This window comes from Leifsonia sp. 10N434 (assembly GCF_056394405.1).
Window position 1 is genome coordinate 17,514 of the sequence record NZ_JBFTHV010000007.1, and the last position, 25,747, is coordinate 43,260.

At 71.0% G+C, this 25,747-nt stretch carries 25 protein-coding genes; 7 read left to right on the forward strand and 18 right to left on the reverse strand.

All coding sequences use genetic code 11. The annotated features are described in order from the left end of the window. Positions 1-103 precede the first annotated feature (103 nt). Positions 104-727, forward strand: coding sequence for a LysE family translocator (locus AC1DB1_RS16395; protein ID WP_271175573.1), 624 nt, complete (start codon positions 104-106; stop codon positions 725-727). Between the two features lie 36 nt (positions 728-763). Here AC1DB1_RS16395 and AC1DB1_RS16400 read toward each other — a convergent pair whose 3' ends face one another. The 3 genes from AC1DB1_RS16400 to AC1DB1_RS16410 are packed head-to-tail and all read right to left on the reverse strand — an operon-like array spanning position 764 to position 3,439. Further along, positions 764-937 (reverse strand): DUF3263 domain-containing protein, encoded by a 174-nt coding sequence (locus AC1DB1_RS16400; RefSeq protein WP_271175574.1) that lies wholly within the window; start codon positions 935-937, stop codon positions 764-766. A gap of 36 nt (positions 938-973) precedes the next feature. Beyond that, a complete protein-coding gene (locus AC1DB1_RS16405; protein WP_477201580.1) occupies positions 974-1,594 on the reverse strand; it encodes a DUF4232 domain-containing protein in 621 nt (206 codons plus the stop codon). 12 nt (positions 1,595-1,606) lie between these two features. After that, positions 1,607-3,439: a cytochrome c biogenesis protein DipZ gene (locus tag AC1DB1_RS16410; protein ID WP_477201581.1), complete on the reverse strand. Its 1,833-nt coding sequence runs from the start codon at positions 3,437-3,439 to the stop codon at positions 1,607-1,609. Between the two features lie 153 nt (positions 3,440-3,592). Here AC1DB1_RS16410 and AC1DB1_RS16415 point away from each other — a divergent pair, with 153 nt between their 5' ends. Together AC1DB1_RS16415 and AC1DB1_RS16420 are read left to right on the forward strand one after the other, a co-directional pair. After that, a complete protein-coding gene (locus AC1DB1_RS16415; RefSeq protein ID WP_477201582.1) occupies positions 3,593-4,258 on the forward strand; it encodes a fasciclin domain-containing protein in 666 nt (221 codons plus the stop codon). Between the two features lie 85 nt (positions 4,259-4,343). After that, a complete protein-coding gene (locus AC1DB1_RS16420; protein WP_477201583.1) occupies positions 4,344-5,438 on the forward strand; it encodes a calcium:cation antiporter in 1,095 nt (364 codons plus the stop codon). A 50-nt stretch (positions 5,439-5,488) separates the two neighbouring features. Here the strand turns inward: AC1DB1_RS16420 and AC1DB1_RS16425 are convergent, their stop codons facing one another. Then, positions 5,489-6,832 carry an MFS transporter gene (locus tag AC1DB1_RS16425; RefSeq protein WP_477201584.1) on the reverse strand — a complete coding sequence of 448 codons (1,344 nt, stop codon included), beginning with the start codon at positions 6,830-6,832 and terminating at the stop codon, positions 5,489-5,491. 41 nt (positions 6,833-6,873) lie between these two features. On the opposite strand from AC1DB1_RS16425, the gene AC1DB1_RS16430 reads away from it, so the two are divergent. Then, complete coding sequence (locus AC1DB1_RS16430; protein ID WP_477201585.1) at positions 6,874-7,281, forward strand: DUF1801 domain-containing protein; 408 nt, start codon at positions 6,874-6,876, stop codon at positions 7,279-7,281. Between the two features lie 26 nt (positions 7,282-7,307). After that, the gene (locus AC1DB1_RS16435; RefSeq protein WP_271175581.1) at positions 7,308-7,496 is read left to right on the forward strand and encodes a hypothetical protein; all 189 of its coding nucleotides are present in this window, start codon (positions 7,308-7,310) and stop codon (positions 7,494-7,496) included. Between the two features lie 35 nt (positions 7,497-7,531). Here the strand turns inward: AC1DB1_RS16435 and AC1DB1_RS16440 are convergent, their stop codons facing one another. Next, entirely contained in the window at positions 7,532-8,131 is a 600-nt protein-coding gene (locus tag AC1DB1_RS16440) for a TetR/AcrR family transcriptional regulator (RefSeq protein ID WP_271175582.1), read from the reverse strand. Between the two features lie 118 nt (positions 8,132-8,249). On the opposite strand from AC1DB1_RS16440, the gene AC1DB1_RS16445 reads away from it, so the two are divergent. Then, on the forward strand, positions 8,250-8,957 hold the full coding sequence (locus AC1DB1_RS16445) for an SDR family oxidoreductase (protein ID WP_271175583.1): 708 nt from the start codon (positions 8,250-8,252) through the stop codon (positions 8,955-8,957). Positions 8,958-8,996: 39 nt separating this feature from the next. Here AC1DB1_RS16445 and AC1DB1_RS16450 read toward each other — a convergent pair whose 3' ends face one another. The 13 genes from AC1DB1_RS16450 to AC1DB1_RS16510 all read right to left on the reverse strand — a co-directional run bounded on the left by AC1DB1_RS16450 (position 8,997) and on the right by AC1DB1_RS16510 (position 24,483). Further along, complete coding sequence (locus AC1DB1_RS16450) at positions 8,997-10,247, reverse strand: hypothetical protein (protein WP_477201586.1); 1,251 nt, start codon at positions 10,245-10,247, stop codon at positions 8,997-8,999. A gap of 49 nt (positions 10,248-10,296) precedes the next feature. Beyond that, a complete protein-coding gene (locus AC1DB1_RS16455) occupies positions 10,297-11,550 on the reverse strand; it encodes a hypothetical protein (RefSeq protein WP_477201587.1) in 1,254 nt (417 codons plus the stop codon). Positions 11,551-11,599: 49 nt separating this feature from the next. Beyond that, positions 11,600-12,211: a hypothetical protein gene (locus AC1DB1_RS16460; protein ID WP_477201588.1), complete on the reverse strand. Its 612-nt coding sequence runs from the start codon at positions 12,209-12,211 to the stop codon at positions 11,600-11,602. Next, entirely contained in the window at positions 12,208-12,834 is a 627-nt protein-coding gene (locus AC1DB1_RS16465) for a hypothetical protein (RefSeq protein ID WP_477201589.1), read from the reverse strand. Before AC1DB1_RS16465 ends, AC1DB1_RS16460 begins: the two co-directional genes overlap by 4 nt. Beyond that, positions 12,831-13,472: a hypothetical protein gene (locus AC1DB1_RS16470; protein WP_271175588.1), complete on the reverse strand. Its 642-nt coding sequence runs from the start codon at positions 13,470-13,472 to the stop codon at positions 12,831-12,833. The genes AC1DB1_RS16465 and AC1DB1_RS16470 overlap by 4 nt, the downstream gene beginning before the upstream one ends. Then, entirely contained in the window at positions 13,472-14,059 is a 588-nt protein-coding gene (locus AC1DB1_RS16475) for a hypothetical protein (RefSeq protein WP_271175589.1), read from the reverse strand. Before AC1DB1_RS16475 ends, AC1DB1_RS16470 begins: the two co-directional genes overlap by 1 nt. A 99-nt stretch (positions 14,060-14,158) precedes the next feature. After that, entirely contained in the window at positions 14,159-14,809 is a 651-nt protein-coding gene (locus AC1DB1_RS16480) for a hypothetical protein (RefSeq protein ID WP_271175590.1), read from the reverse strand. A gap of 252 nt (positions 14,810-15,061) precedes the next feature. Beyond that, positions 15,062-15,889 carry an ABC transporter ATP-binding protein gene (locus AC1DB1_RS16485; RefSeq protein ID WP_477201590.1) on the reverse strand — a complete coding sequence of 276 codons (828 nt, stop codon included), beginning with the start codon at positions 15,887-15,889 and terminating at the stop codon, positions 15,062-15,064. Then, positions 15,876-16,790, reverse strand: coding sequence for an ABC transporter ATP-binding protein (locus AC1DB1_RS16490; protein ID WP_477201591.1), 915 nt, complete (start codon positions 16,788-16,790; stop codon positions 15,876-15,878). The genes AC1DB1_RS16485 and AC1DB1_RS16490 overlap by 14 nt, the downstream gene beginning before the upstream one ends. Then, entirely contained in the window at positions 16,787-19,504 is a 2,718-nt protein-coding gene (locus AC1DB1_RS16495) for an ABC transporter permease (RefSeq protein ID WP_477201592.1), read from the reverse strand. The genes AC1DB1_RS16490 and AC1DB1_RS16495 overlap by 4 nt, the downstream gene beginning before the upstream one ends. Next, on the reverse strand, positions 19,501-22,668 hold the full coding sequence (locus AC1DB1_RS16500) for an FtsX-like permease family protein (protein ID WP_477201593.1): 3,168 nt from the start codon (positions 22,666-22,668) through the stop codon (positions 19,501-19,503). The genes AC1DB1_RS16495 and AC1DB1_RS16500 overlap by 4 nt, the downstream gene beginning before the upstream one ends. A gap of 35 nt (positions 22,669-22,703) precedes the next feature. Next, the gene (locus AC1DB1_RS16505) at positions 22,704-23,636 is read right to left on the reverse strand and encodes an aldose 1-epimerase family protein (protein ID WP_477201594.1); all 933 of its coding nucleotides are present in this window, start codon (positions 23,634-23,636) and stop codon (positions 22,704-22,706) included. Between the two features lie 58 nt (positions 23,637-23,694). Beyond that, positions 23,695-24,483 carry a DeoR/GlpR family DNA-binding transcription regulator gene (locus AC1DB1_RS16510; RefSeq protein WP_477201595.1) on the reverse strand — a complete coding sequence of 263 codons (789 nt, stop codon included), beginning with the start codon at positions 24,481-24,483 and terminating at the stop codon, positions 23,695-23,697. Between the two features lie 82 nt (positions 24,484-24,565). On the opposite strand from AC1DB1_RS16510, the gene galT reads away from it, so the two are divergent. After that, a complete protein-coding gene (gene galT / locus AC1DB1_RS16515; protein ID WP_477201596.1) occupies positions 24,566-25,744 on the forward strand; it encodes a galactose-1-phosphate uridylyltransferase in 1,179 nt (392 codons plus the stop codon). Positions 25,745-25,747: the final 3 nt, after the last annotated feature.

Here is a 25,747-nt window from a genome sequence, read left to right on the forward strand (position 1 = left end):
TGCGACCCGGCTCGTCAGCGACGGTAGGCCGTTCGGCGCACCCGGGGTACCGGGTTGCTTTTTCGACGATCAGTGCCAAGCGTCCCGACCGTAGAATGTGCGGATGACGGCTGCCTCGATCCTCGCGTTCGCCGGGCTGTGCGCGGTCCTCGCGCTGACCCCCGGCCCGGACACGTTCCTCATCCTGCGCTACAGCCTGGTGCGGATGCGCGCGGGCATCGCGGCGTCGATCGGCTCGGCGATCGGGTCGCTCATCTGGGCGGCGGCCGTGGCGTTCGGGCTGGCGGCGCTGCTGGAGCAGTCGGCGGAGGCGTACCGCATCATCAAGATCGTGGGCGGCCTCTACCTCGTCTACCTCGGGGTCAGCGCGTTCCTCGCCTCCCGGCGCGGAGCCGGCCGGCTCGAGCTCGAGCCGCCGCGCGTCCGCCTGCACTCGAGCCTGATCGCGGGCGCGGTGTCGACACTGCTCAACCCGAAGGTCGGCTTGTTCTTCCTCGCGGTGGCGCCGCAGTTCATCCCGCAGGACGGCGCGGCCATCGGAAACACGATGCTCCTCGGCGCCGTGGACGCGCTGGTCGCGCTGGTCTATCTTGCGGTGGTGTCGGTGCTCGCGTCGCGTGCGGTGGTGTGGCTGCGGCGGCCCCGGGTCACGAAGACGCTCGAGCGGGTGTCGGCGGGCATCCTGGCGGCTCTCGGCGTCGGGACGATCGCAACAAGCATCGAGTAGGACCGCATCAACCGCCGGGCGGCAGCGCTCGCGTGCTCAGGCGGCGTCGGCGTGTGACTCGCGGCGCTGCAGCTCGGCGATCAGGGCACGGTACTGCGCAGGATCCATGCCGAAGGTGCGACGGATGGCCTCGTCTTTGACGGCGCGATCGGCCGTCTCGGGGTGCTCGGCTTCGAAGATCAGGAGGAGTCTCTCGCGCGGCGTCGGCATGCTCTCAGTCTGCGCCCGACCTCCGACATCCGCCGGTCAGCCGGCGACCAGCGCCCCGACGCTCAGCAGCGAGGCCGTCGGCACGGTGCAGGCGGTGTAGTCGGTCGTCTTGATGAACAGCGACGCAGTCGATCCCGGCGGGTAGACGCGGAAGCCGTCGGCGGTCTTGGGCTTGCATTCCTCCTCCGGGAGGTTGCCCGCCTGGGTGATCTTGAGGGGAGCCGACGCCTTTCCGCCCGGCGCGAGGGTCACGGTGGGATGCGGCGTGGAGCGGTCGAGCTCGGCGGACTTGCCGAGCTGAGTGCCGTTGCCGTCGCCCACGAAGGAGACACCCGGCCAGCCCTGCAGATCGCAGGAGGACGAACCGGTGTTGGTAAGCACGATCGTGACGCCGATGCTGCCGGCTGCACCACCCGCGCCCGGGCCGATCGCGCCCGACAGGTCTGAGGTGGCGCACTGCCCGTCGATCGGGGTGGCCGTGCTCGTGCCGGTCGGTCGCGGCGTCGCGGTCGAGGTCGAGCTCGGCGACGACGAGTCCGACGCGGAGGGCGAGGGCGTCGTCGGCCCCGAGGTCGGTGACGAGCAGGCGGTCAACGCCAGGGCCATTGCCGCGGCGGCGATCAGGACGGACGCTCGGACGGGACGGGGAACGGTCATTCCCCCATCACATCACCCTCCGAAGGTGAATGAATAGGCTTGAACCCCGCGTGGCACGATAACCGTGACCGTACCGGTATGTGCACCGCTCGTTTTGAGCAGTCGGTACGAGTTCGGCGTCCCCGAGACGTGGAGCGTCTTGGTGGCGCCGCCGATCGTGTACGAGACGGTTCCGCTGCCCGCCAGCACCATGCGCACTTCGCCGGCCGTGTAGTTCAGCCGTACCTTCGCATCCGCGGTGGTGGGCTGGATGTACTGGGTCGCCAGCGCCCACGCGCCGTCGAGGGCGAACCGGTTGGCGCCCAGCGCCGCGGGGAAGGCGAACGAACCGGTCTGCGACGAGTACTTCTCGCTTCCGCCGAAGTTCACGACCTTGGTGGTGCCGAGGTAGCTCTCGGGCGTGGTGGTCCCGCTCTTCGGTGTGGTGTCGCGCACCTCGGTGGCGGCCGGCAGCGAGGCTCCCGGCTTCGCATCCTGCAGCAGCTCACGGATGAGCTTCTCGGTGGAGGCGTAGTTGCCCTCACCGAACTGCACGTTGCGCACGACGCCCTTCGCGTCGATCAGGTAGTGGGCCGGCCAGTAACGGTTGCGGTAGTTGGTCCACGTGCTGAGATTGTTGTCGATCGCGACGGGATAGGTGATGCCGAAGCCCTTCGCGCCCGCCTCGACGTTCGCCGGCACCTTCTCGAAGGCGTACTCGGGGGCGTGGACGCCGATCACGTCGAGCCCTGCGGCCTTGTAGGCCTTGTCCCACGCGACGACGTGCGGGATCGATCGCTGGCAGTTGATGCAGGAGTAGGCCCAGAAGTCCACGAGCACGACCTTGCCCTTCAGCTGCGAGAGCGCGATCGGCTTGTTCCCCGGTGTGTTGAACCACTGCTGGATGCCCGTGATGTCGGGTGCGGTGCCGCAGCTCTGCAGCGCATCCGCGTTGTTGGTGCACTTGGAGAGGTTCTTGTTCTGCGCGTTCACGATGCCGCCGAGGTTGAGGGCCTGCGAGACCTGATCGGAGTTGGAGAACTGGTCCTGCAGCGCGCTCGTGTAGTCGGGGACGAGCCGCTGCAGCGCCTGGGGGAGGTTGAAGAGCAGACCGACGGAGAGCGCCAGCATGAGCACGCCTCCGGTGATCCGGATGCCCTTCTGGTGCTTGCGGAACGACCTGACTCGCTCGGCGACCCGGCGCCCGGCGAGCGCGAAGATCAGCAGCGGGATGGCGGCGCCGAGCGCGAAGGTGACGGTGAGCACGACGGTCTCGATGCCGATCCGGCCGGTGGAGCCGGCGACGGTGATGGCGGCGAGCACCGGGCCGGCGCAGGGCACGTAGACGGCGCCGAGTGCGATGCCGAGCACGAAGCCGCCGCGCTCGGTTCCGACGTTGCGCTGCGGGATCCAGGAGAAGGGCTTCTCGAGGTACTCCTCGAACTTCGGCACGATGAGCCCGACCCCGATCAGCACGAGCACGACGATGCCGGCGTAGCGCAGCACGTCCTGCGGGAGGTGCAGCAGGGCGAGCAGCAGCGAGCCGATGAGGGTGAAGACGCTGAAGCTGACGACCAGACCCAGGATGACGAGGTAGGGACGCCAGCGGGAGACGGTGGGCTCGGCCGGTGCGGGCGGCGCCTCGGTGCGGGTGGCGGTGGCGACCGCTCCCCCGCCCGACAGACCGGATGCACGCTCGGCGTCATCGGACGACCCAGCGCCCGCCGCCCGTTTCTCGGCGCGAGAGGTGCGCGCGCCCTGCACGCCGCCCGAGAAGAAGATCACCGGGAGGACCGGCAGAATGCACGGCGAGATGCCGGTGATGAGCCCACCGAGAAATCCGATGAGAGCGAGAGTGAGGTACACGTGATGACCTTCCGTCGGGGTGCCTGGGGTTCGGAACGGGAGGTGCGCGCGGATTGATTCGCACGATTCCCAATCCGATCGCCGGGCAGTGCCGAATGCCCTGATGTAAGCCGCCTCCCAGCCGCGGCTGATCCCATACGAAGGAGTAGTTCCATGCGAGTTCAGAAACGTCACCTCATCGCCGTTCTGGGACTCGCCGCAGCGGCCACCCTCGGTCTCTCGGCGTGTTCCTCAGGGTCGAGCGGATCCGGTTCCTCCAGCAGCGGCGACTCGTCGATGACGACTCCGAGCGCCAGCGCGTCGACCATGGATCCGGCGGCCGACCTGGTCGGCAGCGGATGCGCGGCCTACGCGAAGGCCGTTCCGAGCGGCGCCGGCTCGGTCTCGGGCATGGCCCAGGACCCGGTGGCCGTCGCAGCGAGCAACAACCCGCTGCTGACCACGCTGGTCGCCTCGGTGTCCGGCAAGCTCAACCCGAAGGTCAACCTGGTCGACACGCTCAACGGCAGCGAGTTCACCGTCTTCGCCCCGGTCGACGACGCCTTCAAGAAGATCCCGGCGGCCACGATCGACTCGCTCAAGACCGATGCCGGCGCTGCGACGCTGACCAAGATCCTGACCTACCACGTGGTCCCCGGCCAGATCGCCCCTGACAAGATCGCCGGCACCCACAAGACCGTCGAGGGCGGCGAGGTCACCGTCAGCGGCACCGGAGACAACATGATGGTGAACAACGCCAAGGTGATCTGCGGCGGCGTCCACACGGCCAACGCCACGGTGTACCTCATCGACACCGTGCTGATGCCGCCGGCGATGTAGACCCCTCCGTCGCACGCGGTATCGCCGAGCGGCCCGTCCCCATCCCGGGCGGGCCGCTCGTGCGCGCGCCTGCCATGATGGACGGATGAGAGCCATCGCTGCGTGGGCCGTCCGCTTCTGGCCGATCGTGGTCCCGATCGTCGGGGTCGTGCTGCTCGTGGCGGTCTGGAACGTGAAGCTGGGTCCGTTCCTGATCGGCCTGGTCGCTGTCGTCCTCGCCGGAACCGTGCTGGCCGCGGTGCAGCATGCGGAGGTGGTGGCCCACAAGGTCGGCGAGCCGTTCGGCTCGCTCGTGCTCGCGGTCGCGGTCACGGTGATCGAGGTCGCGCTGATCGTCACGCTGATGACGAGCGGCAAGGACTCCGCCACGCTCGCCCGCGACACGGTGTTCTCGGCCGTGATGATCACGATGAACGGGATCGTGGGCCTCTCGCTCCTGCTCGGGGCCTCCCGGCGCGCGACGACGCACTTCAACGCGGAGGGCACGGGCGCCGCGCTCGCGACGGTCACGGCCCTCGCCACGCTCACCCTGGTGCTGCCGACCTTCACCGAGACCCCCGGACCGCAGTTCTCGCCCAGCCAGCTCGTGTTCGCGGCCATCGCATCCGTGGTGCTCTACGCGATGTTCGTGTTCACGCAGACCGTCGCGCACCGCGACTTCTTCCTCCCGGTGACCTCGAAGGGCAAGCCCATCGACGACGACAGCCACGCCGAGGCGCCGTCGACCCGTACGGCGATGATCAGCCTCGGACTGCTCGTGGTCGCCCTCGTCGCCGTGGTGGGGCTCGCGAAGCTCGAGTCGCCGTCGATCGAGGCGGGCGTGGCGGCCATCGGCTTCCCGCAGTCGTTCGTGGGCGTCGTGATCGCCCTGCTCGTGCTGCTGCCGGAGGGCATCGCTGCGGCGAAGGCCGCGGCACGCAACCGGATGCAGACCAGCATGAACCTGGCGCTCGGCTCCGCGATGGCGAGCATCGGCCTGACCATCCCGTCGATCGCCATCGCGTCGATCTGGCTGACCGGGCCGCTGCACCTCGGCCTGGGCGCGAGCCAGATCGTGCTGCTGGTGCTCACCGTGATCGTCAGCGTGCTCACCATCGTCCCCGGCCGGGCGACGCGTCAGCAGGGCGGGGTGCACCTCGTGCTGTTCGCGGCGTTCATCTTCCTGTCGATCGTGCCGTAGCGATCGTGCCGTAGCGATCGTGCCGCCGACCGGCCAGCGCCGGCGCGACACTACTCCTCGGCAGGGACCGCGCGCCGGAACACCAGCCACCCAGCGGTCGCCCCCGCGGCGAGCGCGGCGATCCCCCAGGCCAGGGCGGCACTGGTCGATATGGACACGAGCACGAGCACGGCCACGCCGATCGCCGTGCCGAGCTGGGCTCCGGTGTTGAGGATGCCCGTCGCGACCCCCGCCAGCCGTGCCGGCACGGTCGTGCCGATCGTGGTGCCCGCCACCGACGCGACGCCGAGTCCGGCGCCCAGCACGACGGTGCCCGCGATCGCTCCGGCGACGGTTCCGGCGGACACCACGAGCACGAGGTCGCCCGCCCCGATCGCTGCCAGCCCCAGCGCGCCCATCCGGTTCGGCTGCAGTCGCCGCGCGAGTGGCCTCGAGACCGCCGCACCGACGGCGACGGCCACGCTCAGCCACACCAGCGAGAGCCCGGCCTGCAACGGCGACAGCCCGAGAGCGTCCTGCAGTTCGAGCGTCACCAGCACCGAGGCCGAACTGGTGGCCGCGGTGTTGACGAACGAGACGACCGTGCCCGCACGCAGGTTCGGCGAACGCACCGCATCCGCCGGGATGAGCGGTGCACGCGCGCGGCGCTGCCAGAGCACGAAGGCGCTGCCGATGACGAGGGCGAGTCCGATCGCGATCAGGCCGACGACCCGCGTGCCCTCCGCTTCGAGCAGGGCGGTGCCCACGACCAGCGACATCACCGCGAGGATGAGCAGCACCGCGCCCAGCACGTCGAAGCGCTGCATCGCGGAACCCGTCGGCAGGACCGGGATGAGCAGCAGGACGCCCGCGAACAGCAGCACGCCGATCGGCGCATTGATCCAGAAAACGGCGCGCCAGTCCAGGAGCTGCGTCAGCAGCCCGCCGACCACGAAGCCGGCCGCGCCGGCCGCGGCGCCGGCCGCACTCCACAGCGCGAGCGCCCCGGTTCGCCGCGGCCCCTCCGGCGCGGCGGCGAGGAGCAGCCGGAGCGCACTCGGAACCGACAGGGCGGCGGCGGCGCCGAGCAGCGCCCTGGTCGCCACGACGGCGATCACCGACGACGAGAGCGCGCCCGCCGCGGAGACGATGGCGAACATGCCGATGCCGGTGAGCAGGATGCGCCGGTGCCCGAACCGGTCGCCGAGCCGCGAAGCGAGCACCAGCAGACCGCCGAAGAACATGGCGTACGACGCGATGATGAGCGAGGCGGACGCTTCGGTGCCTCCGACGCCCTTCAGGATCTCGGGAACCGCTGTCGTCGCGCTCGTCACCCCGAGCACGTCGACGAACTGCACGGCGCAGAGGAGCACGACGGCTCCGCGCCGTGCCGCGGAGGCGTTTTCGGCGGACACGCCCGGCACGCTACGCCCGACGACGGGGCTACCCTGTCGGCATGGGCGCCGCAGAGACCGCTTACACGAAGGATCCGCGCGTCGACGCGTACATCGACGCGCGGCCGGATTGGCAGCGCGAGCTGCTCCAGCGGCTACGGGACATCATCCACGATGCCGATCCGGGCATCGAGGAGACGATCAAGCGCACCGTGCAGCCCTACTTCGTGCTGGACGGCAACGTCTGTGCTTTCCTGGCGGCCAAGGACCACGTGAACCTCTTCGTCTACGACGGCGCGATCGTGCCCGATCCGGCCGGGCTCATCACGGCAGGCCACGGCAACCAGACGGCGCGCACGATCGGCTTCCGCGAGGGCGACCCGATCGACCGGGACGCCCTGCTGGAGTTCCTGCGCCGGATCGTGGCGAATAATCGCGCCGGGGGCTGGCGCTCACTGAAGCAGGAGTAGCAAGCTGGGTCGCGGAGGTGGTCACGATGACTGAACGCGAGTCGATCGAGTATCCCGACGAGGCCGGGTATCCCGACGGGAGCGGTTTCCTCGACGAGGGGAGCGCATCGGGCGACGCACAGGCGCCGGCCCTCGACGATGTGGAGCGTTTCGCGATGTCCGACGAAGAGGACGACGAGGACGACCACGACATCGACCCGGGCGAGGCGTTCTGACGGTGGACTAGCTCGGGTGGGCTAGCCCCTGTCAGCTAACTCCGGCCGGCTGCGCCGGAGTCCACGGCGGCATCGAAGAGCTGTTCGGCGGCCATCCTGGCCGCGAGCGGCGTGCCTCCGCGGAGCGCTGCGCTGGCTGACGCCCCGTCGAAGAGCAGCGTGAGCTGCACGGCCAGCAGGTGCGGCGATGCCGCGCCGGCCTCCACGGCCTGCCGCTCGAAGAACTCGGTGAGTTCGCGCTTGAAGTGCTGCGCGACGAGCGCTGCGGGATGCTCGCGGTCGCGCAATTCGGTGGCGACGTTCACGAAGGGGCAGCCGAAGAAGTCGGACGCCTCGGCCGCCTCGTGCAGAGCGTCGTAGACGTGCAGCACGCGCTCGCGGGGCGTTCGCTCGTCGGTGGTGTCGAAGTAGGAGGCGACCACGCGCGGACCGTAGACGCGCAGCATCTCGGCGACGATCGCATCCTTGCTCTCGAAGTGCTGGTAGATCGAGCGCTTGGAGACCCCGGCGTCGTCGGCGAGGCGGTCGACGCCGACGACATGGATGCCGTCGCGCAGGAACAGCCGCGCCGCCGCCTCGAGCACGCGCTCACGCGGCTTGGGCTTGGGGTTGGGGGTTTCGGCGACGACGGTCATGGGTCGATTCTAGAATCGGGATTGCGAAAAGTAAACCGATCTGTGTATTGTCGGCTTCATCGAGTAAACCGATCGGTTTATTTTCGACACCGTTCACCGCATCCTCTGGAGGATTGTCATGACAGATCTCAATGGACAGGTCGCCCTGGTCACCGGCGCGAATCGCGGGCTGGGGGCGGAGTTCGTGTCCCAGTTGCTGGAACGCGGCGCCTCGAAGGTCTACGCGGCCGTCCGCAGACCGGAGAGCATCGTCTCGGACGATCCGCGCGTGGTCCCCCTCGCGCTGGACGTCACGGACGCCGACAGCATCGAGGCGGCAGCCGCGGCGGCAGGTGATGTCACGGTGCTTGTCAACAACGCCGGCATCGGCGTGAATCAGTCGCTCGTCTCGGGCGACCTCGCCGAGATCCACCGCGAGTTCGACACGAACTTCTGGGGACCCGTCTTGGTGACCCGCGCCTTCGCACCGGTGCTCGAACGCAACGGCGGCGGGGCGATCGTGAATATGCTCTCCGCGCTCAGCTGGCTGGCGCTCGGCTCGTACAGCGCCACGAAGGCGGCACTGTGGTCGGCGACCAACTCGGCGCGCGTCGAACTGGCGCCGAAGGGCATCCAGGTGGTCGGGGTGCACGTCGGCTGGGTCGACACCGAGATGGCCGCCAACGCCACGGGGGTGAAGGTGCCGCCGGCGCAGGTCGTCACCGAGACGTTCGACGTCGTCGAGGCCGGCGACGTCGAGGCCATCGTGGGCGAGACCGCGCAGGCCGTGAAGGCGGTGCTGAACCAGGACGTGCGGGTGCTCTACCCGCAGCTCGCACGCAGCTGAACGCGCGGCCGCGCGGGCAGCGGATCGGCTCGGGCGGTTTCAGTGGGGAACGACCTGCAGGGTCAGCCGCACGACCCTGCTGTGCGATTCGCCGTTGAAGGTGGTGAAGTCGCCGCCGAGGAGAAGCGCGCCGTCCTCGTCCAACGCGGCCGAATTGACGGAGCCGTCCGCGCCCGTGCCGGTGGTGAGGGAGGTGTCGGCGCGGCCGTCCCGGTTCAGGAGCGCGAACCGGCCGGTCCCGTCGGCGCGGACGCCACCGAAGAAGATGTTGCCGTCGGCGTCCAGGGCGACGGTTCGCGTTGAATTGTCACCGCTGCCGATGAAGCGGGTGTGGACGGCGCCCGACGGGTGCAGGAGGACCAGCGATGCCGACTCTGTGCCGTCGAAAGTGGTGAAATCACCGCCGAGGACGACCATTCCGTCGGGGTCGATCGCGATGGTTCGCACGGTGCTGTCGGATCCGGTGCCGGTGTCGAAGGTGGTGTCGGTACGGCCATCCGGCTGCAACCTCACCGTGTTGCCGACTGCTGTTCGGTTGAAGGTGGTGAAGGTACCGGCGAGAAGGATCGTGCCGTCCACGCCGACAGCGACGTCCAGGATGACGCCGCCGGGAGCGCCGGTACCCGTGTTGGCGGTGAAGTCGTTGTCGATGCTGCCGTCCTGATTCAACCGCACCACCTTGTTCGCCGCCGAGGTGCCTTTGAACGCGGCGAAGGCACCGACGATGACGATTCTGCCGTCCGCGTCGACCGCGGCCCCATGCACGGTGCTGCTGGCGCCGATGCCGGTATCGAAGGTGGCGTCGATGCTGCCATCGGGGTTCAGCCGCACCACCCGGCCGACCGTTGTGCCGTTGAAGGCGGTGAAGTCGCCGCCAAGAATGATCCTGCCCTCAGCGTCGACAACGAGCGCCCGCACCGTGTCGTTGGCGCCGCTGCCCGTGTCGAAAGCGGTGTCGACGCTGCCGTCGGTGTTCAACCGCACCACGCGGCCGACCGTTGTGCCGTTGAAGGCGGTGAAGTCCCCGACGAGGAGGCTCCTCCCATCGGCGTCGACGGCGACGGCCTGCACGGAGCCGTCCGCGCCGGTGCCGATGTCGACGGCCGGGTCGGGCGCGTAGATGGTGTCCACCCAATGCGAGAGCTCCTCGGAGCTCGACAGATAGCCATCGGATCGGTACGACGCACTCGTGGGATGCGCCTCGAGTGGGCCGGCGCTCATCACCACCGCGACACTGACGACGAACGACGCCGTCAGCAGCAGAGCCGGACGAACACGGGGCTTACGCATGTATTGAGGCTCTTTCGGATCGGATCGGAGCGGTTCGGCTCGGGCGGCTTCAGTGGGGCACGGTCTGCAGTGTCAGACGCGCGACGTGGTTGGCTGGTATCTCGTTGGAGGTCGTGAAGAAGCCGCCGATGACGATTCGGCCCTCGGGGTCGAGCGCGACGGAGCGAATGTCCGAATCGGTGCCGGTACCGGCGCTGAAGGTCGGGTCAGTGCTCCCATCGGGATTCAGCCGGACGACGTGACCGGCCGGCGCGCCGTTGAAGGTCGTGAAGCTGCCGACGACGAGGGTCGTGCCATCGGTGTTCACGGCGGCATCCCAGGCCGATTCATCAGTACCGGCGCCCGTATCGAAGGCGGAGTCGGGGCTCCCGTCGGGATTCAACCGGACCAGGGCGCCGGAGCCGAGGGGGAAGATCTTGCCATCCGGGTCGAGGAACAGGCCGCTGAGACGGCCTCGATCGTCGGGGCTGAACCCGGTGTCGACGCTCCCGTCGACGTTCAACCGGACCAGGTTGCCGGCGGGTACCCCGTTGAACCCGGAGAACAGGCCGCCGAGGAGGATCCTGCCGTCTGCGTCGACGGCTGCGGCCGACACCAGATCCGTCGTGCCGGAACTGACGCCGCTGCCGGCGATGAGCGTCGGGTCGACGCTGCCGTCGACGTTCAACCGGACCACACTCCGGGCTGGTCGGCCGTTGAAGCTGCTGAATTGACCGCCGAGGACGATCTTGCCGTCCGGGGCGAGGGCCACAGAGCGAACACTTGCCGAGGTAAGGCCGTCGTTGGCGATGCCGGTGCCCGTGTCGAAGGTGGAGTCGAGGCTGCCGTCCGGGTTCAACCGCACCACCCCGCCGGCCGCGGTGCCGTTGTAGGCGCGGAAAACGCCACCGACGAGGATCTTGCCGTCGGCATCGATGGCTACGTCGTACGGCGCACCTTGGAGTCCAGTGCCGGTGTCGAAGGTGGGATCGGTGCTGCCGTCCGGGTTCAGCCGGACCACCTTGCCCGCTGCTGTGCCGTTGACGGCGTTGAACTCGCCGACGGCGAGGACCTTGCCGTCATCATCGACAGCGATCGAATAGACGACGCTGTTCGCCCCGGTGCTCGAGTCGAAGGCGGGGTCGGGAGCGTAGACCGTTTCCTTCCAGTGCGAGTACTGCTCGGCGGTCGAGAGGTATCCGTCGGACGTGTACGCCGCTCTCGTATCGCGCGCCGCGAGCGGGCCGGCGTTCGTCACCACCGCGGCACTGACGACGAATGACGCCGTCAGCAGCACAGCCGGAAGACGAAGTGGGGTACGCATCGGGAGGGGGGTCCTTTCCGGCCGGGTCGCGGGCTTGAGATCGCGGGTTTCAGGAGGGTCGCGGTGTCGCGGTGAGGGCGACCTGCCAACAGACCGCGCCATCGTGGAGGTCCTCTGTAGTCGCGTTCAGTGGATACTCGAGCGTGAAATCGAGGCGTGCGCGTTCGTTCGTGCTGCCGGACCAGGTGTCGCCCGGCTGCAGGAGCGCCCCCGCTCGGGGAGGCAGGGTGATGGTGGCGTGCGCGTCGGCGAGCGGTACCCGGTCGAGCACCTGCTGCCCGTCGATGGAGAGTGAGACGAGGTGCTGCCCGGACACGTCGATCCGGGAGGCGGAGACGGCCCCGCCGAGTAGTCGTACGGTGATCTCGCTCGTGCGCGTGCTGGAGTTGTTGAACACGGACACGCTCGCGTCGTAGGAGAACCCGGGTACGAGGGCGTGTTCGATCGGGAGGGTCGCCGTGGCCGGGTCGAGCACGATGGAGTCGGCGCCGAAGAGCCCGACGCCGTCGTACCGATCGGTGTCGACGGTGGGGCCCAGGGACACATTGCCGAGATCGGTGTAGGCGGCCGCGGTCGGAAACAGTGCGGTGAGCGTGATCCCTGCGGTCAGGGTGGTCGCGATCGCCACACCCGCCCAGGTTTTCGGGGAGAGCTTCTTCATCGTCCTGCCTCCTCGGAGGTCGTGGGTGCGGTGTCGTTGCGGCGACGTCGTGCGCCGGCGGCGAGGAGGATCCCCGCGGCCGCCAGGCCCGCTCCGAGGCCGATCAGCCACAGCAGGTTCATACCCGTCGCCGCCAGGCCGTCATCCTCTTCCCCGGCCCCTGCCGGCCCGGGGCCTCGATCGTCGATCTCGGTCGAGACACGGAGGGTGACGGTCTGCGAGACGCCCTGGTAGGCGTTTCCCGCGGCGCGCGGCAGGGACAGCTCCCCGCGCACCCGCGAGGGCACGCTGCCGTCGGCGGCCCGCAGGTCGTAGCCGGTCGCGCTGAGCTCGCGCAGCGGCGTCGGGGGCATCAGTGTCTCCCCGGTGTTCGCGTCGGTGAGGCGCAGCACGGGCTGCACCGCTTCGTCGGGCAGTACCAGAGCGGAGCCGAGCAGCACGCGCGCAGCGGACGCCTCGGAACCGCTCGAACCCTCGATCGGCACCTCCCATGTCGTGCTGTGCCCGGGGGCGGGGAACGTCACCTGCACGTCGTGACTCTCGGCAGCGTGCGCGGTCGATGGGGTGAGCAGTGTCCACGCCATCAGAAGGCAGGTCAGGGTGAGCGCTATGGCTGATCTCATGGCGTGACCGTTCCCGCGAGCTGGGCGACGAACATTCCGTCCCACGTCTCGCCGTCTGGTGGGACGGGAGCGTCCGCGTCGAGGAGGACGTCGACGGAGAACGTCGCCCTGTTCGAGTCGTCGCCGTTGACGATCATGGTGCGCTGCGCGGCGGGCAGAGCATTGAACGCGTCCATCGAGCGCCAGGGATCCGCCGCGGAGAATGCTCCGGAGGAATCCCTGAGGCGATACCGCAGCGCCGCCATGAGGCGGCTGTCCGATCCGGGAGTCGGATGAAGCGTGACGGTCACGGCGAGCGGATGCCCGGTGCCGTCGGCGTCGATCGCTGCGAGGGGGCTGGTGAAGGTCAGGGGTGTGATCGACGACCAGGGTGTGCCGGGCGGCGGCGTGGTGACGAATTCCGCCGCCTGGCTGAGTGTCGTCCCTGCCAGGTCGGCGAACGGGCTGCTGCCCAGCAGCCGCAGCTTCGCCGGGTTCTGGAGCTCGGCGAAGGTGCCGGTCGACTCGTGGGTCCACGCGCCGGCGGTGGAGCCGATCGCGAGGGCGAGGACGCAGCCGACGGCGAGGGACGCCCGGTACGTTCCCGTTCTCGGCAGGGTGGGCCGCCACGCGCGCATGCGCGTCGGGATGCGGGTCATCAGGCGTTCACTCCTTCGAAGCGAAAGCGGATGCCGGCTGCTGACCCGGTGTTGTCGGTCGCGGTGGCCGGGAGCGAGATCCGCACTCTGAGCACTTTGGACGCTCCCTCCGGCACGGATGCCGGCCACGAGTAGGAGAGGGGCGTCGTCCCCGCGGTCTGACGGTCGAGCAGGGTGTCGGACCCTTCGGTCACGGTGAACTGCAGACTGCCGAAGAGGTTCTGGGTGCCGGCGGCCACGCCGACGTCGTCGATGTGCAGGGAGAGCAGGCCATCGAGCGGGCCGTCGTTCTTGACGGCGATACTGACCTCGATGGGGTCATCCGGGGTGATCACGCGGGGTCCGGAGTCCGCGTCGCCGAGGTCCAGGATGATCGGGTCGGCGCTGCCGGCGTGCCATTCGGCTGCCGTCGGCGTCCAGGTGTGCCCCTCGGCCGCCGCGGCGACGATGGCGAAACGGTTGTCCGTGCCGTTGAAATGAACGCTGACGTCTTCGTTCACGAAGACCGCGGCGCCGGTCAGGGCGGCCGCGAGGCCGAAGACGCCGAGGGCGGCCGCCAGACGGGTGGTGTGACTGCGCACAGGCACAGGGGTGTCCTCACGTTCAGGTTCGGGGTTGCTGCGTGATCGGAATGGCGGCGGCGGGTGCGCGGGCCGCGGGCCCGGCGCACCCACCACCGACGGCGGTCAGACCGCCTGCGATTGGGCGTCGATGACGGCGCGGATCTCGGCGGTCTTGCCCTGCATCTCGTTGCCGGCGGTCGACGGGAGGCTGACGGTGACCCCGAACTCGCCGTCGGCACCCGGGCTGAGGGTCGCCGTGCCGAGCGCCGCAGTTGCGGCGGCGAGGGCGGCGTCGCTGATCACCGTGCTCTGCACGCCGTCCTCGTCGGTGAAGGTGACGGTGAAGCGCAGCGCGTCGATGAGGGTGCTGTCGCCCGTGGGGTCCATGTTCACAATGCTCGCCCCGAGGAGGGCGTCGAAGTTGACGCTGTCGTTCTTGACCGGGATGTCGACCGAGACGCTGTCGCCGGGCACGAGCAGCTCCGCTCCAGCGAGGTTGTAGGTGATTCCGGCTGCGGTGTTCGCGGAGACCCAGTCGCTGTCGTCCACCGGCGTGATCGGGTTGCCGTCGGCGTCGGCGTCGGCGACGAGGAGAGCGAACGTCGAGTCCTCACCACCGATGATGCCGTCGGAGCCGGCGCCGAGGTTGATGTTCGCGACGTCGGTGAAGGCTGCGGCGGTCAGCAGACCGCCGACCGCGAGCACCGAGCACGCGCCTATGATGAGTCGCTTGCGGCCGGACTTCGTGGTGGTCGCGGTGTGTTCCGAGGGCATGCTTGGTCTCCAATGGTCTGAGGATTCGGTGCCCGATGCGCTGCTGTCATGCGCGCTGCTGGGTGGGGCGTCCTCATCCTCTGCGGGGACTCCAAGTGGCGTAGAAGCCCTAGCAATCCATGCGGTGCAACGCTTGCATGGTGCGCGTGCACGTAGGAGCTCCACGTGCGGCGAGGGAGCGCCTACGCGTGGGTCAGCGTGATCAGCCGACGCAGCTCACCGCGCGCCGGTCGCAGGGAGGAGACGGTGAGGCTAGACCGACTCGGTGTCCCCGGGCGGACGCGGCGCATCCGGTTCGGTGGGCGCGGCGTGACGTCCGCGCGTCCGCGGCGGCGGGAGCAGGCGACCGTCGTGCAGTTCGAGCACGCGGTCGGCACGGGCCATGAGCAGCGGGTCGTGCGTCGTGACGACGGCGGCGACGCCGGTTCGGTGCACGAGGTCGACGAGCAGGTCCATCATGGCGGCGCCGGTGACGCTGTCGAGCTGCCCGGTCGGCTCGTCGGCGAAGAGCACGCGGGGTCGGGCGGCGAGCGCCCGTGCGATGCCGACGCGCTGCTGCTGCCCGCCGGAGAGCTCGGTCGGGCGCTGCTTGGCGTGTCCGGCGAGACCGACGAGGTCGAGGAGTTCTGCGACCCGCGCATCCCGTTCGCCGGGCGGGGTTCCGAGGAGCCGGAGGGGCACCTCGATGTTCTCGGCAGCGGAGAGCACCGGTACGAGCCCGAACGCCTGGAAGACGAACCCCAGACGGGATCGCCGCACGTCGACGAGCTGGGCCTCGGATGCCGCGGTCAGCTCGATCTCCTCGAGCCACACCGTCCCTGCGGTCGGCCGGTCCAACCCGCCGAGGACGTTGAGCAGGGTCGTCTTACCCGAGCCGGAGCGCCCCTTGATCACGAGCAGCTCGCCCGGATGCACGACCAGCGACACGTCGGCGACGGCGGTGACCTCGCCGGCAGCGCTCTCGAAGACGCGGGTGACGCCCTCCGCGCGCAGGATGGGCTCCGGGGTGGCGTGCGCTGCGGCGTCGTGGGCTGCGGCGGCCTCCCCGGCTCGGCCCGCGTCCGTCTCAGCGAGCGTCATCGTGCTCCCCCTCGTCTTCGTGCGGCCAGACGCCGACGTGATCGCTTTCGAGCGCCAGGCGCACGCGGTCGCGCATCCGGAGGTTCGTGAGGTACTCCTGCGGCAGCTGCAGACGCCCGACGCGGTCGAGCACGGCGAACTCCTCGGCGACGGTGTGCTCGTCGCCGCTCTCGCTGATGCCGGTGCGGCGCAGCACCTCGGTCGAGGTGCGGCCGTCGCGGATCTGCACGGTGCGGGCGACGTGCTCCGACACGGCCGGGTCGTGGGTGACGATGAGGGTGGTCACGCCGAGTTCGCGGTTGACGCCGCGCATCGCCTCGAGCACTTCGGCGCTGGTGGCCTCGTCGAGTTCGCCGGTCGGCTCGTCGGCGAGCAGCACGTGGGGATCGTTCGCGAGGCCGACGGCGATGGCCGTGCGCTGCTGCTCGCCGCCCGACATCTCGCCCGGCCGGCGGTCGGCGCAGTGCGAGACCTCGAGGAGGTCGAGGAGTTCGAGCGACCGCGCCTCGCGGCCGGGGGTCCCGGCGAGCGACATCGTGAGCGCGATGTTCTCGCGGGCGGTGAGGTAGGGCAGCAGGTTGCGCGAGGTCTGCTGCCAGACGAAACCGACGGTGTGCCTGCGGTAGGCGACGCGCTGCTTGGCGGTCAGTCCGAGCAGATCGCGCCCGGCGACCGAGGCCGCGCCGGCGGTCGGCTTGTCGAGACCGGAGAGGATGCCGAGCAGTGTCGACTTGCCCGATCCGGAGGCGCCGACGATCGCGACGAGCTCGCCGCTGCGCACCCGCAGATTGAGGCCCTGCAGCGCCTGCACCTCGACGCCCTCCGCGGTGAAGATCCGCACCAGGTCGGAGCAGACGATGCTCGCGTCTGCCTCCTGTTTCGTTTCCGTCACATCCGTCATTCTTCTCCTCCAGCTCGCAGCACGGCCGCGGGCGACCGGCGCCGGGCGCCCGCGAGGGCGATGAGTGTCGCCAGCGCCGTGACCAGGGCGAATGCTCCGGCGGCGACAGCGACGAGCACGGGGTCGATCACGATGTCCGGGGCGATCGGGCCACCGGTGAACCCGCTCAGGTCGACGGGCGCCAGCACGATCGGCGGCAGGGCGAGACCGACCAGGATGCCCGCGATCAGCCCGACGACGAGGATCGGTCCGAGCTCCCAGCCGACCAGACCGGCCGTCTGCCGGCTCGTGAATCCGATGGTGCGCAGCGTCGCGACGAGGCGGGTGCGCGAGGCGGTGTTCATCACCAGCGTGAGGAGGAGCGCACCGATGCACATGAGCGCGGCGAGCGCGATCGAGATGAGGGCGATGGTCTCGAGTCCGGAGACGAGCGGCGCCTGCCGCAGCGTCTTCTGCTCCTGGATGGCGTCTCCGATCTTCGCACCGTCGCCGGCGATCCGTTCGAGGGCCGCGTGCACCTTCGCGGCGTCGGCGCCGGGCGCGAGGGCGATGAGCACGGTGTTCGGCTTGCCGGTGACGCCGGCGTCGGCGGGCAGGGTGGTCTTGTCGATGATCGCCCATTCGGCGTCCCACAGGTAGACGCCGGGCTTGTAGTCGAACTCCGTCACGGCGAGGTGCACGTTCGTCTGGGCGTACAGGATGGCGCTGGTGATCGGGATCTGCGACGACCAGCCGCCGATCACCGCTCCGGTGCGACCGGGGATGACGGACGTGAGCGCCGTCGAGATGCGAGCGCGTTCGGGGAGGTCGGCCTCGACGACGGCCAACTGCTTCGGATCGACGAGGTAGCCGGAGAGGTCGCCGCCGATCGTTCCGGCCTGGATCTGCAGCCCGCCCGCCCACTCGACGACCGCGGTGTGGGCGACCCCCGCGACCTTCTGGAGCTGCGCGACCTGCTGGTCGGTGAAGGTCGAGGCGGCGCTGACGCTCAGGTCGGCACCGACGCGGGCACGCGCGCCGTCTTCGATCCCGGCCCGCTCCGTCGACAGGATGCTCACCGAGAACACGGTGATGCTGACGCCGACGACCAGCGCGAAGACGGGCCAGAGCCCGCCGGCGCGGGATCGGACGGCGCTGGTCGAGCCGATGTATGCGACGGCGCCCGGCCGCCGGCGGAACGAGAGGGCGAGCCAGCCGAGCGGCACGGCGTAGATGCGCAGCACGACGAGACAGGCGGCGAGCGCGATCAGGATCGGCGTGACGGCGAGCAGCGGGTCGACACCGAGGCCGGCATCGCGCGGGGCGATGCCGCGCTGGAAGAGCGCGACGACCCCGAGCACGGCGAGTCCGACGACGATCAGCTCGACGACCCAGCCCCAACGCCGTCTGGCCGCCCGTTCGCCCCGGAGATCGTCGCGCGGTCCGAGTGAACCGGCCGCGACGGCGAGCACGAGCGGCGGCGTCAGCGCGCAGAGCACGGCCGCGACGATCGAGACGGTCACCGGGCCGCCGCGCGGGGTGAGGGCGAGCGCCGCGGCGAGCCCGAGGGCGGCCGCCGGTACGGAGACGACAGCGCCCTCCAGCGCGAGACCCCAGCGCAGCCGCCCGGGCGAGCCTCCGCGCGCCGCCATCAGGGCGAGGGCGTCGCGCCGCCGGCCGAGCACGAGACGCACGCCGAGCACGAGCACGGCGATCGCCACCCCGAGCGGTCCGGCCGCCAGGATGGCGAAGAGGGTGTTGGCCGGCTGCGCCTGCGTGAGGAACTCGTCGAGCGTCCGGTCGAGCGCCGTGCTGAACCGCAACGGCGTCACGACCGAGTCGATGCTCACGCTGGGCGCAGAGGCCAGGAAGTTGTTCAGGTCGCCCTTCACGGCGTCGATCCGGTCGACCGAGAAGGCGCTCGGACGCACGGGGAACCAGCCGGCGGTCATCGCCGAGCCGATGGTCGGTGCGATGGCCGGCCAGGAGCCGGGGTCGACCCAGGCGATGCCCTGGTACTCCTTGCCGCCGTCGCCGTGGTCCGCGAACAACCCGTGCGCGCGCTCGGTGTCGAGCGCCCAGAAGTCAGCACCCGCGCTCTTCGGGTGCACGGTGCCGACGAGCTTCAGAGAGATCGGGTCCTCGCCGAGCGACGATCCCCGGCTCTCCCCCACCTTCCAGCCGAGCTCGCCGGCCGCGGCGGTGGAGAGCACCACTTCGATGACAGAGCCCTGCCGGATGGTCGGCGGGGCGGGCGCCGGCCACGCGCCCGTGTCGAGCACGGAGACGTCGCGCAGGCTGCCGTACGCCTCCAGGATGGCGCCGTACCGGCTGTTGCTCGCCGCGCCGGCCGGGGGCTCGATCCCGATGGTGTCGCTGCGGGCGGAGTAGTCGCCGGGCGCGGTCACGGCGCGCAGGTCCGGCTTCATCCCGTTCCGCACCGACTGCAGCGCTCCGGGCATCGCCTTCCAGGTGGCGGCGGCGCTCTGCGGCATGCCGGAGAGGTCTCCGCCGGTGACGACCAGCGTCACGAGGTCGCGGTTGACCGCCTGGGTCTGCCCGACCTGATACTGCAGGTCATCGGTGAGGAGCGTGCTGGCGAACCGGGGCCAGGCCGCCACCGCTGTGGTGGCGACGAGCACGACGACGCCGAGCAGGAGGAGGCCGCCGAGAAAGGCGCCCATCGCCCGCCGGGCCAGTCCGGCGCCGCTGATCGTCGAGGCCCCTGCGGTCATCGGGTCTCCTCCCGGTACGCGGTGTCGGCGACCTGTCGCCGCACCCGCGACCCGTAGAACCAGAGCACGAGGGCGATCGCGACGCCGACGGCGGTGAGAGCCGCGAGCAGCCCGACCACATCGACCTGCCCCTGCACGGCCAGCGTGCTGGGGGCGGTCACGACCGAGAGCCGCGCGAGGGCGTTCCCGGCCAGCAGGAACACGGCGACGCCGCCGGCGAGGCCGAACACCGCCGCAGCAGCGACGACGCCGACCACCTCGAGGCGCCGGCTCGCGGCCTGCTGGCGGCCGCTCATGCCCACGGCACGCAGCACGATCACCTCGCCGCGCCGGCGCTTGAGCAGGGCGGCGACCGCGGCGCCGAGAGCGACGAGGGCCAGGGCGGCGCAGCCGGCGGTGCCCAGCCAGAGACTCGCGATGGCGCTCGCCATGAAGCGCGCCACGAATGATCCGGATGCGGTGCTCACGACCGCGTCGGCGCCCGCCGCCCGCTGCACGGCCGCGGCCACCGCATCCGGCCGATCGGTGGCGAGCCACACGCTGCCGAGCCGGGGAGCGTTGGGAGAGGTGCGCAGCACTTGGTCGTCGAGCGCGCGCAGGTCGACGAGCACGGCGGTCTGCTCGTTCGTGCCGGGCACCGCAGCGACGACCGAGGCGACGGTGGCGTCCACGTCGACCCAGGTCCCCTGCACAGAGACGGACTCGCCGGCGGTGAGCGAGCTCGCGGCGGCCGCCGCCTGGGTGAAGACGGCCGGCACCTTCCCGCCGCCCGCGGGCATCAGCCGCACCGCGTTGTCCACGCCTGGTGGGACGAGCGCGGCACGGTAGCCGATGCCGCCCGTACCGCCCGTCAGCGGCTCGAGCGAGAACGGTGCGCCGAACGCCTTCGTCGCCGGTTGCCATTGCTGGGCATCCGGAAGGGCGAGCGGGGTCGAGGTGCCGCCGGTGCGCGTCGCCAGCGACCGGATGCTCACCTCGGCCGCCGTCGCCGTCGCCCCGGTGTCGAGGTGGGTGTCCACCGCGACCAGGGTCCAGGGACCGCCGGCGGGCAGGGCAGCATGTTGGGTGCCGGGGACACCGTCGCGCACGGATGTCGACGTGCTCATCGTGGTGGCCGCCGGCAACGGGATGACCTCACCGGCCGCGTCGCTCACCCAGAAGGTGAGCTTCAGCATCGGGGGCGTCGCCGCCGGCTCTCCGGGCGTCGCCGGGACGACCACCCCGGCCTGAGCTGTCACCTCCGAAGCCCCGCGCGGGAGCGCGACCCCGCGCAGGCCGGCACCGGCCGTGAGCTGACGGGCGACCGTCGGGGCGTCGAACATGTAGGCGCCGACGCGGGTGAGCTCGGGGAGGCTCCGCGCGTCGACCGCGACCAGAGTGATGGTCCCCTGGCCGAAGTCCGCGTCCGTGGTGAGCGCCGGGGCCGCTGCGGACACGGACGGGTCCTTGGCAAGGCTCGCGACGCCGGTCGCGTCGCCGGGTCCGCGGGTGCTGCCCTCGACCCCCAGCGCGACGCGGACGTCCGAGCCGTTGACGAGGCGCGAGGAGTCGTGCAGGAAGCCGCTCCAGGTGCCGACGTAGCCGGCCGAGAAGGTCGCGGCCCCGACGGTGAGCACGACGAGGGCGACGGGTGCGGCGAACAGGGCCAGGCCGCGTCCGACCTGACGGGCGGGCAGCACGGCCCCGACACCACGACCACGTGCGGCGACAGCCTCGACCGCGGCGGCGGCCGGCCCGAAGAGCAGCAGGCCGAGCATCGCGATCGCGCAGAGCACCGCGGCCGGGGCGATGACGCCGACGGGGTCGACGCGTCCGTCCGCGGCGACGGGCGACCCGAACGAGAGGAAGCGCCAGAGCGTGACCCCGGCGGCGACCACGGCCAGCACGGCCAGCCCGGCCGAGACGGCCGAGCGCCCGCGCCCGGCCTCCACCGCACCGGGTGCGCCCGTGGCGGAGCGGGCCGAGAGACCCGTGATGAGCAGGGCGGCGGCCACTGCGACGATCACGACCACGAGCGGCGGCAGGGCGACCTCCAGCACGCCGGTGGGCCAGCCGCCGGGAGGGCCGACCTGGCCGAGCAGCACCGCCTGCGCGGCGACGGCGCCGAGTACGGCCCCGGCGAGCGCCACCACGGCCGACTCCACCGCTCCCACCCGCAGCAGATCCTCCACGGTCGCGCCCCGCGCCCGCAGCAGCCGCGTCTCGGTCAATCGCGAGCGAGCCAGCAGCTGGGCGAGCAGGATGAGCGCGATCGCCGAGCACACCGCCAGCACGGCGAGCGGCACCGGGACGACAGCGCTCAGCGCGCCGACGGACTGCTGCATGTCGGCGACGGTCGCCGCCGCCCCGCCGAGTCCGGCGAACGGCGAGCTCGCCGCGTTCGGCTTCTCGGTGAGGGCGTCGGCGATGTGCGTGAAGGCGGTGCGCAGTGCGGGCAGCTGCGCGGCGGTGGTGCGACGGGCGTCCGGGGTGACGACCCACTGCGCGGCGGGCGAGGTCGAGACCGTCGGGAGGATGTCCGGGGCAACGATCACGCGACCATCGGTCCCGCCGGTGCCGGCGGTGATGCCGAGCCACGCGGAGGCGTCCGGATGCGTGGCGCGCCAGACGCCGGTGACCCGCAGGGTGACGGGCCCGTCGGCACCGGCGACGGTGAGCGTGGAGCCGGGAGCCAGGTCGAGGGCGGCGGCGAGCTCGCGGTCGACGGCCACCTCGCCGGTCGCGCCGGATGCGCCGGATGCGCCGGGCCAGCTGCCGGCCGCGAGCGTCGCACGCGCTTCCACGGCGTCGTCGCCGGCCAGTGCCAGCACCGAGCGGCCGCTCGTGGTGAGCGCCGTGCTCGCGACGTACGCGGTGCGGTCGACCGTGACGGCCGTTCCCGCGAAGCTCTTCGCGATGGTCGCACGCACGACCGCGTCCTGCGCGTCGCCGTCCTCGGAGAGCGAGGCCTGCAGCGCGAGCGAGACGGCGGCGGCGGGACCGGCCTCGATGCTCTGCCGCACGGCGGCCGTCGGCGACCGCACGGCGAGGCCGACCATGACCGCGGCGAGGAAGGTGATCACCAGCACCGTGAGCGCTGTGGCCGCGAGAACGCCGGCCTGGGCGCGCGATCTGACGGGCCAGAACGGGCGCATCGTGCCGCTCGTCCGCCCCCCGTCACGCATCCACCCACCGTAGCGTGGCGGACCGCGAAATGCCGTCAGGCCGGGAAGTTCAGGTGTCGGATACCCCAGGAGACCGTCCACGACTCGCCGGGTGCGAGCCAGCGCAGGCCGCGCCCCGTGTTGAGCGCGTTGGCGGGCGCCGTCATGGGCTCGACGGCGAGCGCCACGTCCGGCGCGGTCTCGGTCGCGAAGGTGCGCGAGGTGTACACCTGCACATAGCGGAACGCCTCGTCCCCCCAGACGACGATCCGCCGGCCGTCGGGAGCGGCGATGACGTGCTCGGCCATGCCGCCCCCGGGCCCCTGCACCAGCGGCACGCCGGCGAAGCCGTCGTCGAGCTGCAGGTCGGCCACCAGCCTCCCCGACCGCAGATCGAACCGGGTGCCCGCGACGGCGGACTCCCCCACCACGTTGAGGCGGTCGTCGACGTCGAGGTGGGTCTCGGCGGCGACCGTGACGGTCAGCTCCCCGGTCGGGACGCCGCCGATCTTGGGGTACGGATGCGCGCCCACCGCGACCGGAGCAGCATCCACGCCCTGATTGACGATCGTGTGCGTGACCGTGAGGCCGTCGGCGGTGAGCTGATGCCGAACGGTGGTGTCGAGCACGAAGGGATAGCCCAGCTCGGGCGCGATCGCCGCCGACTGCGTCACCGACGACGCGGTGTGCTCGACGAGCTCGTACGGCCGGTAGCGGAGCAGTCCGTGGATCGCGTTGCTGCGCGCCGGTTCGGTGAGCGCCAGCTGCCGCGTCGTGCCGTCGTGATCCCACGCGCCGTCTTTCACGCGATTGGGCCACGGGACGAGCACGATGCCGCAGCCCGACGGCGGCGTGGCGCTCTCGGGATACGGCTCCGTCAGGTCGGTATCGCCGTGGCGCAGGGAGCGCAGGCCTGCCGCCACCTGGGTGACGGTGGCGGTGAGAGGGCCGAGAGCGAGCGGATACTGGGTGCCGGTCGGTGCGCGCATGGCACCAGGGTATGCCCGAGGAGCCGCGGGCGGCGGGGCGATTCTGCCGCGCCTCCGCTCAGGCGGCGACGGTGACGTCGAGCCCCGCGCTGCGCAGCTCGGCGAGCACGGCGTCGTCGGCGGTCGACCCCGTGATGAGGCCGTCGACCTCGTCGATCGCGGCGATCCTGCCGAGGTGGGTGCGGCCCAGTTTCGACCCGTCGGCCACCACGACGGCCCTGGTCGCCGCGCCGACCATCACGCGCTTGAGGTCGGCCTCCGGCAGGTTGACGTTGGTGATGCCGCCCGTGGGGTGCACGCCGGTGCAGCCGATGTACGCCAGGTCGGCGTGCATCCGGTCGAGGAGGGTGGAGGCGAGCGGCTCCACCAGCGAGTGCTGGAGCGGGCGCAGGCTGCCCCCGGTCACGACCACCTGGAAGCGCGGGATGGCCTGCTCGAGTTCGAGCGCGATGGTGAGTCCGTTGGTGATGACGGTGAGGTCGTCGAGGTCGGTGCGTTCGACGAGTGCGCGCGCGATGGCGGTGGTGGTCGTCCCGACGTCGAGGATGAGGCTGCTCCCCGATTCGACGGCGGCGGCCGCGTGCTGAGCGATGCGCCGCTTCTCCTCGGCGGACGACTCGAGCGACTCCTCGAAGCTCGGCTCGCGCATCCCGGTTCCGCGCAGCACCGCACCGCCGTGCACACGCCGGATGCTCTGCAGCCGGTCGAGGTGATCGAGGTCGGTGCGCACTGTGACGTCGGAGACGTGGAACGCCTCACTCAGATCGCCGACCCGCATGAAGCCGTGCTCCCCGATCAGCTCGAGCATCCGCTCACGGCGGAGGGCGGCTGGCAGCGGTTCGCTCATGCAGCAATGCTCCGGCGCTTGCGTTTACTTGTCAATACGAAACCGGAACGCTAGATTTGCTTTCGAAACCGAAAGGGCGGCGATGCCTCAGATCACCAAGCGCGAACACCGGCTGGCCGACGGCCGCGAGCTCGTCTACTACGACGACGCCGACACGACCCTCTCCCCCGAGCGCGCCCCCGACCTGCGCGAGCCGGCACCGCGTCCCGCGACGGCGACGATGCGCCAGGATCCGCTGACCGGCGAATGGATCTCGATCGCCGCCTCCCGCCAGAACCGCGTCTTCCTGCCTCCGGCGGAACTGGACCCGCTCGCTCCGGCCACGCCGGGCAACCCCTCGGAGGTGCCGAGCCTCTACGACGTCGCCGTATTCGAGAACAAGTCGCCCTCGTTCGGACCGCTGCTCGACGACGAGAACGCGCCGAGCGGCCTCGACGACCTCGCCGAGGTCGGCCTCGGACGCACCCGCACCTCGGTCGGCCGCTGCGAGGTCGTCTGCTTCAGCCCGGCCACCACCGGATCGTTCGGCACCCTTACCCCCTCCCGCGCGCGCACCGTCATCGAGGCCTGGGCCGACCGCACCGCGGTGCTCTCGGCGCTGCCCGGCGTGCGTCAGGTCTTCCCGTTCGAGAACCGCGGCGAGGCGATCGGCGTCACGCTGCACCACCCGCACGGGCAGATCTACGCCTACCCCTACGTGACCCCGCGCACCACGGCGCTCATCCGGTCGCTCGACGCCTACGGACCCACGCTGTTCGCCGACATCCTCGAGCGGGAGCGGGCGTCCGAGCGCGTGATCCTGGCCGGTGAGCACTGGACCGCGTTCGTGCCGTTCGCCGCGCGCTGGCCGGTCGAGGTGCACGTGCTGCCGCACCGCCACGTGGCCGACTTCACCGAGACTTCGAGCGCCGAGCGCGACGAACTCGCCACTCTCTACCTGCGGGTGCTGCGCGGGATCGACGCGCTGTACGACTCGCCGACCCCGTACATCGCCGCCTGGCATCAGGCGCCGGTGGGCGTGCGCCGCGACGAGATCCGGCTGATGCTGCAGATCACCTCGCCCCGGCGTGCAGCGGATAAGCTCAAATACCTCGCCGGCTCCGAGTCCGCGATGGGCGCCTGGATCGGCGACATCCCCCCGGAGCAGGCGGCCGACCGGCTGCGCGACGCGATCGCACGGGCCGATCGCGACACCCCCGTCGGCGAACTGCCGGCCGGCATCGCCGGTCTCGCACCCGCTTCCACCCCCACCGCTTCCTGAAGG